The following is a 13,229-nucleotide window of genomic DNA, read 5'->3' as shown; positions in this document are numbered from 1 at the left end:
TTGTTTGGTCTTTGTCGGTCGATCGACCGTCATTCCGCGAAGGGGGCCAGCCGCGCCCGGACCTGCTCCGCCGTTCCCAGCGCCAGCACTTCGTCCGCCAAGGCTTGGCATTCGGACAGGGAGAGCCTGCCGATGGCGGCCTTGATCGCCGGGATCGTCGGCACGGTGACGGAAAGCTCCTTGACGCCAAGCCCGATCAGGACCGGGATCGCGATCAGGTCGGACGCGATGCCGCCGCAGACGCCGACCCATTTGCCGTGCTTCCGGGCGCCATCAGTCGTCAGCTTGATCATGCGGAGAACAGCCGGGTGCAACCCGTCGGCTTGGCGGGCCAGTTTGGGGTGGCCCCGGTCCATCGCCAGCGTGTACTGGGTCAGGTCGTTGGTGCCGATCGAGAAGAAGTCGCATTCGGCGGCCAGGATGTCGGCCTGGACGGCGGCGGACGGTACTTCGACCATGATGCCGACCTTGACGCTGGCGGCGGCGCTGGTCTCGCTGGCGCCGGCGGCCTGTTCCTCCGCCAGGATGCGCTTGGCGGCGCGCAGTTCCTCCAGCGTCGCGATCATCGGGAACATGATGTGCAGGTCGGATAGGGGAGCCGCCCGCAGGATGGCGCGAAGCTGAGTGCGGAACATCTCCGGCTGGTCCAGGCTGACCCGGATGCCGCGTAATCCCAGGAAGGGGTTTTCCTCCTTGGGAAGCGGCAGATACGAGAGCGGCTTGTCGCCGCCGACATCCAGGGTGCGGATGATCAGGGGGCGGCCACGGCCAAGCACTTCGGCGACGGCGCCGTAGGATCGGGCTTGCTCGTCCTCGCTGGGGGCCTGATCGCGTTCGTCGAACAGGAACTCGGAGCGCAACAGGCCGACGCCTTCGCCCCCGGCGGCGACCGCCGCAAGGGCGTCGTCGGCGTTGCGGATATTGGCGACGACTTCGATCCGGTGGCCGTCGCGGGTCTGCGCCGGCTGCATCGCGGTCGCCAGTTCTTCCCGGCGGCGCTCGGCTAACTTGGCGATCTGCTCGCGGGCACGGGCGACTTCCGCTTCGTTCGGGTTGCGGCGGAGCATGCCGCGTCCGCCGTCGAGCAGGACCTGGGCGCCGTTGTCGAGATGCAGGGCCGATTCGTCGATGCCGCAGATCGCGGGGATGCCGAACGAGCGGGCGATGATCGCGACGTGGCTGGTGGCGCCGCCGCTGGTGGTGCAGAAGCCCAGGACGCGGGTGCGGTCGATCGACGCGATGTCGGAGGGCGCCAGGTCTTCGGCGACCAGGATGGCGTCCTGCGGGACTTCGATCTTCTCTTGGCGGATCCCGGCCAGCAGGCCGAGAACCCGCCTGCCGACATCGCGGATGTCGGTGGCGCGCTCGCGCAGCAGGGGATTGTCGAGGCCTTCCAACTGCTTGGCGTAGCGGGTGAAGGCTTCGCGCCAGGAATAGGCGGCGCTGGAGCCGCCTGCTATGCCGTCGAGCGCCAGATTGACGAGGTCGGGGTCTTCGAGCAGTTCTTTGTGGGCGTCCAGGATCTTCGCCTTGGAGGGGTCGCGCATGTGCCCCTTCAGCTCTTCGATCTGGCTGCCGGCTTCGGCCAGGGCGGTGTCGAGCTTGCGGCGCTCGTCGGCGGAGGCGCCGCCCTTCTGCTCCACTTCGACCACGTCGTGGCGGTACTGGAAGATCTGGCCGATGGCGAGACCTGGGGAGGCCGGGACGCCGGCGATCTCGTTGGCGTCGGTCGGGAAGGCGCGGGCTGTTGTGGCTGCCGTTTCGGCGGCGGGCTGCGGTGCCTCGCCGGGCTTCTCGCCGCAGCCGTCCGCTATCAGGGTCGCCAGGGCGGCGATTGCTTTGTCGGCATCGGGGCCGGTCGCCTTGATCGTGACGACATCGCCCTGCTTGGTGGACAGGCCCATGATCGCGACCAGCGACTTGGCGTTGACCTTGTCGTCACCCCGGATCAGGTGAATTTGGGAACTGAAGGTCTTGGCGGCGCCGGCCAGCACGGCGGCGGGCCTTGCGTGCAGCCCAGCGTGGTTCGGCAGGGGGATGCCTTCGGACTGGGCTTCGGCTCCGGGTGCTGCGGTATCGGCGACGCCCGTACCGTTCGCGGCACCGTCCTTGAGCGTCAGTTCCAGGATGACGCTGCGGCCGGCTTCGACCATCCCGGTTGCGGGGGTCATGTGGGCGACGCGCTCGAAGTTGGCGACGACGATCTCGGTCAGCAGGCTGCGGGCGTTGCGGCCGACGCGGTCGGCGTCGAAGCCGATGACGGGCTGGCCGACCTTGACCGTGTCGCCCATCTTGACGCGCGGCGAGAAGCCGTCGCCGCGCAGCATCACGGTGTCCAACCCGATATGGACCAGGACCTCGATACCTTCCGGTGTCGTGATCGTGAGGGCGTGGTGGGCGTTGTGGAGCTGGGTCACGGTGCCGGAGACCGGCGCCAGCAGTTCGTTTGAGATAGGGTCCAGGGAGATCCCGTCTCCCACCATCTTCTGGGCGAAAACGGGATCGGGCACCTGATCCAGGGGCACGAGGATGCCCCCGAGTGGTGCGACGATCTTCAGGCTATCAGGCTTCAGGCTGGACTGGGAAGTCGTCTGCATGGTGCCTCCCCGATGTTCACCGGTGCGCGGTGGCCCCTGCCCCCGCGGGTCCGGTTGTTTTGGTTATACGGCTGCTTCCCCGAACGCTCAGTCCCCCTTCGGTGTTCAAAGACCTGCTCTTCTGCTCCAATCTACACCTTGAGGATGTTCGCTACCTCCGCCCCGATGTCGGAGATGGGCGGAATTTCCGGCGGGAACTCAAGTTCCACGTCCTCCGGCCACGCGATGACGCGGGTGCCGGCGGCATGGGCCGCGCGGGCACCGGTCGGGCTGTCCTCGACGGCGATGCATTGGTGCGGCTCGACCCCGAGCAATGCTGCGCCGCGATGGTAGGGTTCCGGGTGCGGCTTACCGTTGACCACGTCGTTGATCGAGACGGAGATAAAGCCCGGCTGCTCCAGCCCCAGCACGCGGATATTGGCGTTAACGACGATCCGGTCGGAGTTGGAGACAAGGGCTTGGCGGAGGCCGTGTTCCTCGAAGGTGCGCCACGCTTCGAGGGCGCCGGGCCGGACTTGGATCTCGTGAGCGTGTTCGGTGTAGTAGCCGTATTTCAGGCGGCGGAACTGGTCGAAGCTCATCTCGAGGTCGAAGCGCTCGCGGACCGTCTGGTAGACGACGCGGGCGGCGCGTCCGACGATCTCGTGGTGGAAGTCGTCGGGGACGTGCTTGCCCTCAGTCCCTACCGTGTGGCGCAAGGCCCGGAAATGCATGGACTCGCTGAGCAGCAGGGTGCCGTCGATATCCCACATAACGGCGCGGAATTGCTGATTATCGTTCATCGTTCGACCGTCCCCGGCAGTTATTCATTGATCGTTGTCAGGTGGAAAAGCCGTTTTGTGCTGCTATGTCCCGGTACCAGTATGCGCTTTTCTTCGGATAGCGCTGCATGGTGTCGCGATCGACGAAGAAGAAACCGTAGCGCTTCTTATAGCCGTTCAGCCAGCTGAAGTTGTCCAGCAGCGCCCACATGTAATAGCCCCGCACGTTCATCCCCTCGCCGATCGCGCGGTGGATCACCTCCAGGTGCTCGCGGACGAAATCGATCCGGTACTGGTCGTCCACGGTGTCTTCGGCATTCAGGGTTTCCTGCGCGCCGATGCCGTTCTCGGTCACGTAGATCGGCATGCCGGGGCGGTACTGGTGGGCGCGGGCGAGCAGGTCGTAAAGGCCGGGAGGATAGATTTCCCAGGCCCAGTCGGTATAGCGGCCCGCAGGGTTCTTGACGAACTTGAACTGCCCCTTGATCGAGAAGTGGCAGTCCTCGTCCTTGTTGCCGGAGGTGTTGAGGCCGAAGATCGTCTCATCAGCATCCGCCGAGGCGTAGTGAGGGAAGTAGTAATTGACGCCGATGAAGTCGACGGTGTCGCCGGCGATGAAGTCGAGGTCCTTGCGCTTCATCTCCGGCAGGATGTTATGCTCGCGGTAGAGGTCTACTGCTTCGCGCGGGAATTCGCCCAGCAATGCTGGGTCGATGAACCAGCGGTTATAGACCGCGTCGGCGATGCTGGCGGCCTTGGCGTCGGCGGCGTTGTCGGTTGCGGGGTAGACCGGGCACATGTTCTGCACAATGCCGATCATGCCCCGGCCACTCCCGCTGTCGAGCGAGTGGAACAGCTTGACGGTGCGGGCGTGGGCGACCATCAGGTTGTAGGCGACCTGGACGGCGGCTTTGTAGTCGTGCTTGAGCGGCGGATGCAAAGCAGTGACGTAGCCGTTGAGCGTGGACCATGACGGCTCGTTGAAGGTGGACCACAGCTTGACCTTATCGCCGAATTCCTCGAAGCAGACGCGGGCGTAGCGGAGGAAGGCGTCCAGGGTGGCGGGGTTTTCCCAGCCGCCGCTTGCTGCCAGCGGTTGCGGCAGGTCCCAGTGGTAGAGAGTGACGTTGGGCTCGATCCCGGCTTCGATCAGGGCCGCGAAAAGCTTGCGGTAGAAGGCGACGCCGGCGGGGTTTATGGCACCGGTGCCATCGGGGATGATGCGGGGCCACGCGATCGACAGGCGGTAGCCGTTCTGGCCGAACTGCTTGATCAGGCCGACATCTTCCGGCCAGCGGTGGTAGTGGTCGCAGGCGAGATCGGGCGTCGCTTCCTGCCAGATCCGCTCCGGGTGCTCGCGGCAGAAGACATCCCATTGGGACGGGCCGCGCCCGTCTTCCCGCGTCGCGCCCTCGATCTGCAAGGCGGCGGTGGCGGCGCCCCAGATGAACCCGTCCGGAAACCGGAACTCCATTTTCCCTGCCCCCCTCGCCTGTCTTTCATCAGAGTTGGGAACGGCGGACGGCGGAGCTTTGATCCGGGAAGTTTCAAAGAAACTGAGAGTTGAGGATACGTCAGTTTCTCGGTTTCATGAAAGTGCGGCGGCTTGTGCCCATAGGCAAAAAACCGCATCCCCGTCCCTGATGAAGGAACGGGGACGCAGTCGATCAATGCGCCGCCGAAACCGCGACGGCGGGCTTACCGCTTGGCGAGTTGCGCATCGCCAGGAGGCAGGCGATCGGCCAGACGACGGCGCCGATCCACCAGAGGTTCAGGCCGCCGGCGATCAGGGCCATGCCGATCAGGCCGGCCTGGACCACGTAGTAGATCATCGGCAGCAGGGCCATGCGGATCAGGTCGCCCTCGCGGTTGACCAGACCGACGGTGGCGGAGGCGGCCACGACGTTGTGGACGCAGATCATGTTGCCGGCAGCACCACCTACCGCCTGCAAGGTCACCACCAGGGCGGCGCCGGCGGAAGCGAGACCGATATTGATCGCCGTCGAGAACTGGAACAGCGAGAACATCATGTTGCTCACCGTGTTCGACCCGGCGATAAAGGCGCCGAGCGCTCCGACGATGGGCGAAACGAGGGGCCAGAACTCGCCCGAGACGGCGGAAACGCCGCCGGCGAGCACGAGCGGCATGCTGAGGTAGTCGGTGGACGCGGAGTTGATGAAGACCTGGACCATCGGCACGGCCAGAAGCAGTGCCGGCGCCGCCTTGATCATCGTGCTGCCCGAGAGCGACCAGACCCTGCGGTAGCTGCCGCCCTTGCCCATGCCCTGGAAGAAGAACGCGAACAGCGACACCAGGACGAACACCGTGCCGGGCAGATAGAGCGGCTGAGAGGAGGCGGAGATGCCGGAACCGAACAGGTTGGTCAGGCTCAGCGTCATCTCGGGAGAGGTCAGGAAGCTCTTGAGCGGTGCGATCGTGCGGGTCGCGATCAGGAGCAGGGCGACCATCAGATAGGGCGTCCATGCCTTCAGGAGCGACATCGGCTGCTCGTGCTCAGCCGTTTGCTGGGACTGTTCCAGGGTTCCGACCCAGCGCTCCTCCCAGTTCTTGCGGGGACCGAAGTCGAAGACCTCGCGCGGCAGGAAGAGGCCGCGCCTTGCCGCCGGGATCACGATCGCGAGGCCGATCATGGCGCCGATCAGCGACGGAAATTCGGGCCCGAAGGCGGCAGCCACCAGATAGTAGGGCACGGTGAAGGCGATGCCGGCGAAAAGGGCGAACTTCCAGGCGGCGAAGCCCTCGGCGAAGCTGCGGTTCGGCCCGAAGAACCGGGTGATCATCGCGACCATGATCAGCGGGATCAGGAATCCGACCAGTGCGTGGACCATCGCGACGTTGACGGCGATGTGGACCAGATAATCGCTGAACGCCATCGGTGCGATCGTGCTGGTGACCACCTCCTGGTTCGCCAGACCCGTGTTGACGCCGAGCAGGATCGGCGTTCCGACGGCACCGAACGAAACCGGCGTGCTCTGGATGATGAGGGCCGCCAGCACCGCCGCCATGGCGGGAAACCCGATGGCGACCAGCAGCGGCGCCGCGATCGCAGCCGGGGTGCCGAATCCGGAGGCGCCTTCGACCAGGGAGCCGAACAGCCAAGCGATCAGGATGGCCTGGACGCGGCGGTCGGGCGAGATCGACGTGAAACCTTGCCGGATACGGCTGATCGCTCCGCTCTCTTCGAGCGTATAGAGCAGCAGGATGGCCCCGAACACGATGTAGAGGACATTGACCGCCGTCACCAGACCGTTGACCGAGGCTCCCATCACGGTCTCGATCGGGGTGCCCCACAGCGTCAGGGCAATCAGGGCGGTCGCAGCATAAGCGATGGCCATCGTCAGCTTGGCGGACCGGCGAAGCGCCACCAGCAGGACGAAGACAATGACAATCGGCATCAATGCCAGTAAGAACAGCAGACTTTGGGCCATAAGGCTTTCCCAGTGCTCCCCGTTATCTTGGTTTTTGTTTTGACCGGCGCCCTATATGGATCTCGAGGCGGCCAGTTCAGCACATGATGATCGATTTTTGCTCCTCCACGCACAAATAGGCCGGGTGCGGGAAACGACTCCCGCGCCTTTCGCCTTTCAAGAATGCTGGAGGAAACCGGAACAATGGCGACATCCGAAGGAAAGGCCGCAACCACGGCAGGCCCCGGTGACACCGCTCCCGGTGCGGCCGACGGGCAGATCGGGAAAGCACCGATCGGCCGTCCGTTCATGGGAATCGCGGCGGGGTTCCTGCTGTTCGTGGTCATGCTGATGCTTCCCGCTCCCGCCGGCATGTCCGACGAGGCCTGGACCGTGGCGGCGGTCGCCGTGCTGATGGCGGCCTGGTGGGTGACCGAAGCCCTGCCGTTGGCCGCCACCGCCGTGGTGCCGCTGGTCCTGTTCCCGCTGCTGGGGGTGGCGACGACGCGCGAAGCAGCGTCCCCCTATGCCGATCCGCTGATCTTCCTGTTTCTCGGCGGGTTCGTGCTGGGGCTTGGGCTGCAACGCTGGAACCTGCACCGGCGCATCGCGCTGACCATCATTTCGTGGGTCGGCACCGAGCCGGCGCGGCTGGTCGGCGGGTTCATGCTGGCGACCGCGTTCCTCAGCATGTGGGTCAGCAACACCGCGACGGCGGTGATGATGCTGCCGGTCGCGCTGTCGGTGATAGCGCTGGTCGAGCGCGACCGGAACCAGGACGGACAGGGTGCCGGGCGGCGGAACTTCGCCGTTTCGCTGCTGCTGGCGGTGGCCTACGGAGCCAGCATCGGCGGCTTGGCGACGCTGATCGGCACGCCTCCCAACGCGCTGCTGGCTGCCTATATGTCACGGACATATCAGGTGGAGATCGGATTCGCCCAGTGGATGGTGGTCGGCGTGCCGCTGGTCGTGGTCATGCTGGCTCTGACATGGCTGCTGCTGACCAAGATCGTGTTCCCGACGCCCGCCGGGGCGATCAAGGGCGCGATGAGCGCCGTCAGCGGTGAGATCGCCAATCTGGGGCCGATGACCAGGCCGGAGAAGCTGGTCGGGACCGTCTTCGTCGTCACGGCGGCGACCTGGATACTGCGGCCCCTGCTCTCGGACTTCGTTCCCGGCATCGACGACACGGTGGTCGCGATGGCGGCGGCGGTCGTGCTGTTCCTGATCCCGTCCGGATCGGATCGGGGCGGCTTCCTGATGGATTGGGACACCGCCCGCAAGCTGCCGTGGGGCGTGCTGCTGCTGTTCGGCGGTGGGCTGTCGCTAGCGTCGGCGATCTCGGACAGCGGCCTCGCCGAATGGCTGGGCGAGATGCTGAGCCTGCTCAGCACGTGGCCGGTCATCCTGGTAATGCTGGTCGCGACGCTGGCCGTCATCTTCCTGACCGAGCTGACCAGCAACACCGCGACGGCGGCGGCTTTCCTGCCGCTGGTCGGATCGGTTGCGGTCGGCATCGGCATGGACCCGTTCATGCTGACGGTCCCGGTGGCGCTGGCGGCGTCCTGCGCCTTCATGCTGCCGGTGGCGACTCCTCCCAATGCCATCGTCTACGGCAGCGGCAACCTGACCGTGGCCGACATGGCGAAGGCCGGCCTTTACCTGAACCTGATCAGCACGGTCCTGATCACCGGCCTGACGTATCTGGCGGTCGGCACGCTGTTCCGGGTCGGCTGAGCGGTCAGGCCAGCCGGTATTGGTCGTCGGATACCTGTTCCAGCCAGTCGACGGCCTTGCCGTCGAGCTTTTCCTGGATCGCGATGTGGGTCATGCCGGTGGTGGCGGTGGCTCCGTGCCAGTGCTTCTCTCCCGGTGGGAACCAGACGACGTCGCCGGGGCGGATCTCCTCGACAGGTCCGCCCTCGCGCTGCGTCCAGCCGCAGCCGGCGGTCACGACGAGGGTCTGGCCGAGTGGATGGGTATGCCAGGCGGTGCGGGCGCCGGGTTCGAACGTGACGCAGGCGCCTGCGACCCGGGCTGGATCGGGCGGGCTGAACAGCGGGTCGATCCGGACGGCGCCGGTGAACCAGTCCGCCGGTCCCTTGCCCGATGGCTGCGATCCGCTTCTCTTGATTTCCATCGTCGTCTTCCCTTGAGTCGTCTTCTGCGGGTCGGGATTGCGGTCACATGCTGCCGCCCGTCACCTCGAAGGTAATGGAAAACTTGCATGTCTCGTTGCGTCGCGCGGCGTTGCGCATCAGGTAGACCTGGATCCTGTAGTCGCCGCTGGCGGCAAGGTTGGCCGCATATTCGTTGCCGGCGGACGAGCCGATATGGACGGCCGAATCGGCCCCCGGTTCGGACACGTTCATGTAGCAACTGGTGTTCCCGGGCGAGAACAGGACCGACATGACCTGCCCGGCCCTGGCGTTCAGCATGTAGGCGATGGAGGTGTCGCCTTTTATCGAGTCCGTCATGGTTGCCGAGGACTTGCCCTTGGCGAATCGCACCGTCTTTTGCGTTTCCCCAGCCTCAACCGGGAAACTTGCTGCCAGCAGCACGCAGACGACGAACGAGACAGCCGCATTCGGCTTCATTGCCAATCTCCTTCATGGGACGCCGAGGCGTTTCCTGATTTCCCAAACTTGCCCAGAAAAATCAGATATTTACAAATCTAATAAAAAATTAATCTTTTTCGCTAAGAATTGGCGAACGACATAGTTACAAAGGCCGTTTCCTCGCAGCTCGGATGTTCGATCCCATGCCAGATAGTACTCGTCATCGTCAACCTGAACTCCAAGGCAGAATCGACCATCAGACCAAGTCTTTCCGGCGATGACACTCCGGGAATCGCACGAATGTCGAAGGCGCCGCCGAGATCGGCGCCTTCGACATTCGTGCGGCGAACTGCCTGCCGTCCGAATGCCGACCTCCTCCGGACCTGGAGTTTCATCCAGGTTAGGCGGAGAGGAGATGGCAATCCATCTCCGAATTGTTTCATTCAAACTTTATAATAACAAGTCCAAGAGGCGAAATCGTGTCAAATTTCACTGATATCAAATCGTGCTACTTGAATATCCTTCAGCGCGACGCTTCCGACGATGAAGTGCGCGGCTGGGAAGCGCCGGTGAATTCGGGCGCGCTGACGATGGAGCAGGTTCGCCAAGCCTTCATCAACTCGTCGGAAGGACAGAACGTCCACGCCGTGATCCGCATGTATCAGGCGGCCTTCGGCCGGGTGCCGGACCAAGGCGGTCTCAAGAACTGGGTCAATTCCGGCCTGTCGATGGAAGCGATCGCCGACGGTTTCGCCAACTCCCAGGAATTCCTCAACCGCTACGGCAGCAACTCGGTCAGCGAGGCTTTCGTCACCTCGCTCTATTATCAGGTCCTAGGCCGGGCACCGGATGCCGCCGGTCTGTCCAACTGGGTCAATTCCGGCCTGAGCGCCGCCAAGATCCTGGCGGGTTTCTCCGAGTCTCAGGAGTTTAAGAATTCCACCGCATCGTCGGTGTCCACATTCCTGGACAACGCCGGCAAGGGGACGGAGGATTACTCCGGTAGCCTGAACGACTACGTGCCGCAGCCTGCCGGCCAGACATTTACGCTGACCAGCGGGATCGACGACGTCGCGGGCACCGCAGGCAACGACACGATCAAGTCGATCGTCGCCGGCGGCCTGTCGGCCCTCGACAGCATCGACGGAGCCGGCGGCACCGACACCCTGAACGTTACCGATACCGATGCGATCGCTGTTTCCTCGACGACGACCGTCTCGAACGTGGAAACGGCCAAGCTTGCTTCCGCCCAGACCGTCAGCGCCGATGTCTCCGGCTGGACCGGCCTCAACAGCCTGACGGTCACCGAAGTCGGCGGCAATGCCTCGGGCAGCATCGTCGCTGCCGGAACCACCGCCGTGACGGTCACCGACAGCGCCCAGGCGGCAGGTGCCATTACCGTCAATGGGGGAGCCGCCGTTTCCGTGACGTCGACGGGTGCGACCACCGGCGCTATCACGGTCGGCACCACCACCGCGCCGACCGGCGCCGTCATGGTCAGCCGCGCCACCACCGGCGCCGCTAGCGCCGGTGCCATCACCGTCAAGGGCGGCACCACTGTCGATATCACACAGACCGCGTCCAACGCCGTCAACACGACACAGACGAACGGCGCGGTTGCCGTCACCGGCGGCGCCTCGACCACCGCCGTCACCGTCACCTCGACCGCCGCCGCCACCGCGTCGGCAACGGTCGCCGGGATCACCGCCAACTCGGTATCGATCACCGACGTCAATTCCGGCAGCACCACCGCGGCCGGTACGATCACATCCGTCAACGTCAACGGCTTCACGACCCTCTCGATCGCCGACAACGCCTTGACCGACCTGCATTTGGCCAACGGCTCCGGCAACATCATCATCGACAACAGCGGCCTGACCACCGCCACCAACAAGACCCTGGCCCTGACGCTCAACGGCCAGACCGGCGGCACCCTGGACGACGCCGACATCTACACGACCCTGAACGTCACCACGGCGACCAAGAACTCGACCCTCGCCAACATCACCACCGGCGCGATGTCCACCCTGACGGTCGCGGGCACGCATGGCCTGGCGCTGACCTCCACGGCCGGCATGACCGCCCTGTCCACGGTTGCGGTCAGCGGCGCCGCCGGCGTCACGGCCGACTTCTCCGGCGCCACCGTGACCGCCGTCGACACGTCGGCGACGACCGGCACGTCGACGGTTACGATCGACGCCTCCAAGGCGACCTTCACCGGCGGCGCCGGCATAGACAAGGTGACATTGTCGGCGGCGACCCCGGGCAAGGCGATTTCGCTGGGGGCCGGCGACGATACGCTCACATTGGGGAACAGCAGCACCCCGACCGCCGCCCTGGCCGGCGGCGAGGGTACCGATACCCTGACCATGACGGCGGCCCTTGCCGCGACAGCCTCGGGTTCCGGCACGTTCGCCGGCATCGTGACCGGGTTCGAACGCGTCATCCTGACCGGCGCCACCAACCAGACGATCGACCTGTCGGTTCTCGGCGACTTCAACCACGTCACCACGTCGGGCGGCAACGGCCTGACGCTGAGCAACCTGCCCAGCGACGGGACGCTGGTCCTGAACGGTGCCGGCACCGCCTACACGATCGGCAACTCCGCCTTCACCGCCGGCGCGTCCGATAAGGTCAACCTGCTCCTGACCGACGGTTCGGGCGCCGGCGTCGCCTTCGCCTCGACCGGGATCACCGCATCCGGCGTAGAGACCTTCGCGATCACGACCGCCGACACCCAGGCAACGCCGAGCGGCACCTTCAACGACTCCGTCACGCTCCTGGGCAACTCGGTCAAGACGATCACGGTCGGCGGCAATGCCGGGTTGACGCTGACGGCGACCAGCACGGCCGCGACCACGGTGGATGCCAGCGGCATCACGCTCGGCGGTTTCACCTACACCTCGGGCGCCCTGACTTCGGCCGCCACCATCAAGGGCAGCGCCACCGGCACCAACACGGTCAATTTCAGTGCCGCGACCGGCGGCGTCGTCACCTACACCGGCGGTTCGGGCAACGATGCGGTCACGGCCAGCAACGGCAAGGCCAACGTGATCGACCTTGGCAACGGCACCAACACGCTGACAAGCACCACCGGGAACCACACCGTCACGGGTGGAACCGGAGCAGACACGGTGACGTTGACGACCGGCAACAACACCGTGGACTTGGGCAACGGAGCCAATGCCTTCACGGCGACCACCGGCAACAATACCTATACCGGCGGCACCGGCGTTGACACCGTAACCGTAGGCAGCGGCGTCAACACCATCACCACCGGCACAGGCGCCGATGTGGTGACGTTCAGCAGCGTGGCGACCAACGGAAACTCCTACAGCGCGATCACCGATGCCCATGCCGGCCTCAGGCTGGTCTTCACCGACAGCGGTCAGACCAGCGGCACAAGCACTTTCACTTCGGCCAAGATCAGCCTGGCGGATACGGCGGTGTTTCAGGACTACCTGGATGCGGCGGTGAACGCCTCCGGCGACAACAGCACCAACTCCAACCTCGCCTGGTTCCAGTACAACAGCAACACCTTTATCGTGGAGGACAACAGCAACTCGGCCACGTATCAGAACGGCGTCGACTCCGTCGTGAAACTGGTCGGCGTGGTGGATCTGGCGTCGGCGACCTTCGCCGCCGTCGCAACCACTTCCGGCTCCCTGACGCTGGCTTAAGGTCGATCCCGGCCCGGTATCTTCCGGAAATCCAAATGACGAGGTGAGACAGGACCCCGCTGCCCTTTAGGGCGGCGGGGTTTTCTCCATGGGCTATCCACACCTTAGCCGCCGGGGTCGTCGATCGATGCGGTCGCGAGCATCCTTTTGCATGCGTGTTTGCCATAAAATTCTTCTTGCCGAGCAAACAAATATATTAGTATAT

8 protein-coding genes are annotated in these 13,229 nt (G+C 64.8%); 2 read left to right on the top strand and 6 right to left on the bottom strand.

What is annotated here, in order from left to right; translation table 11 throughout:
- Window positions 1–29 precede the first annotated feature (29 nt).
- The 4 genes from ptsP to N826_RS06175 form a co-directional block, all read right to left on the bottom strand.
- Window positions 30–2,597, bottom strand: a complete 2,568-nt coding sequence (gene ptsP, locus N826_RS06190; protein WP_044426707.1) for a phosphoenolpyruvate--protein phosphotransferase — start codon at window positions 2,595–2,597, stop codon at window positions 30–32.
- Window positions 2,598–2,728: 131 nt separating this feature from the next.
- Window positions 2,729–3,379 (bottom strand): HAD family hydrolase, encoded by a 651-nt coding sequence (locus tag N826_RS06185; RefSeq protein ID WP_044426706.1) that lies wholly within the window; start codon window positions 3,377–3,379, stop codon window positions 2,729–2,731.
- A gap of 37 nt (window positions 3,380–3,416) precedes the next feature.
- The gene (locus N826_RS06180) at window positions 3,417–4,832 is read right to left on the bottom strand and encodes a GH1 family beta-glucosidase (protein WP_044426704.1); all 1,416 of its coding nucleotides are present in this window, start codon (window positions 4,830–4,832) and stop codon (window positions 3,417–3,419) included.
- Between the two features lie 193 nt (window positions 4,833–5,025).
- A complete protein-coding gene (locus N826_RS06175; RefSeq protein WP_044426702.1) occupies window positions 5,026–6,807 on the bottom strand; it encodes an L-lactate permease in 1,782 nt (593 codons plus the stop codon).
- A 183-nt stretch (window positions 6,808–6,990) separates the two neighbouring features.
- Here N826_RS06175 and N826_RS06170 point away from each other — a divergent pair, with 183 nt between their 5' ends.
- On the top strand, window positions 6,991–8,523 hold the full coding sequence (locus N826_RS06170; protein WP_084720545.1) for an SLC13 family permease: 1,533 nt from the start codon (window positions 6,991–6,993) through the stop codon (window positions 8,521–8,523).
- Between the two features lie 4 nt (window positions 8,524–8,527).
- Here the strand turns inward: N826_RS06170 and N826_RS06165 are convergent, their stop codons facing one another.
- Both N826_RS06165 and N826_RS06160 read right to left on the bottom strand, forming a co-directional pair.
- Window positions 8,528–8,926: a (R)-mandelonitrile lyase gene (locus tag N826_RS06165; RefSeq protein WP_044426699.1), complete on the bottom strand. Its 399-nt coding sequence runs from the start codon at window positions 8,924–8,926 to the stop codon at window positions 8,528–8,530.
- Window positions 8,927–8,969: 43 nt separating this feature from the next.
- Window positions 8,970–9,383 (bottom strand): hypothetical protein, encoded by a 414-nt coding sequence (locus tag N826_RS06160; protein ID WP_044426696.1) that lies wholly within the window; start codon window positions 9,381–9,383, stop codon window positions 8,970–8,972.
- 440 nt (window positions 9,384–9,823) lie between these two features.
- Between N826_RS06160 and N826_RS06150 the strand changes: the two genes are divergently transcribed.
- Window positions 9,824–13,024, top strand: coding sequence for a DUF4214 domain-containing protein (locus N826_RS06150; protein WP_147040291.1), 3,201 nt, complete (start codon window positions 9,824–9,826; stop codon window positions 13,022–13,024).
- Window positions 13,025–13,229 lie beyond the last annotated feature (205 nt).

Origin of the sequence: Skermanella aerolata KACC 11604, assembly GCF_000936425.1 — a bacterium.
In the GTDB taxonomy this organism is placed as follows: Bacteria; Pseudomonadota; Alphaproteobacteria; order Azospirillales; family Azospirillaceae; genus Skermanella; species Skermanella aerolata.
The sequence above is the reverse complement of the archived record's forward strand: the minus strand, read 5'-3'. Positions and strand labels throughout refer to the sequence as shown.

Bases quoted from the DNA above. Each gene is read 5' to 3' on its own strand.
- ptsP (WP_044426707.1), bottom strand. From the start codon at position 2,597: ATGCAGACGACTTCCCAGTCCAGCCTGAAGCCTGATAGCCTGAAGATC.
- N826_RS06185 (WP_044426706.1), bottom strand. From the start codon at position 3,379: ATGAACGATAATCAGCAATTCCGCGCCGTTATGTGGGATATCGACGGC.
- N826_RS06180 (WP_044426704.1), bottom strand. From the start codon at position 4,832: ATGGAGTTCCGGTTTCCGGACGGGTTCATCTGGGGCGCCGCCACCGCC.
- N826_RS06175 (WP_044426702.1), bottom strand. From the start codon at position 6,807: ATGGCCCAAAGTCTGCTGTTCTTACTGGCATTGATGCCGATTGTCATT.
- N826_RS06170 (WP_084720545.1), top strand. From the start codon at position 6,991: ATGGCGACATCCGAAGGAAAGGCCGCAACCACGGCAGGCCCCGGTGAC.
- N826_RS06165 (WP_044426699.1), bottom strand. From the start codon at position 8,926: ATGGAAATCAAGAGAAGCGGATCGCAGCCATCGGGCAAGGGACCGGCG.
- N826_RS06160 (WP_044426696.1), bottom strand. From the start codon at position 9,383: ATGAAGCCGAATGCGGCTGTCTCGTTCGTCGTCTGCGTGCTGCTGGCA.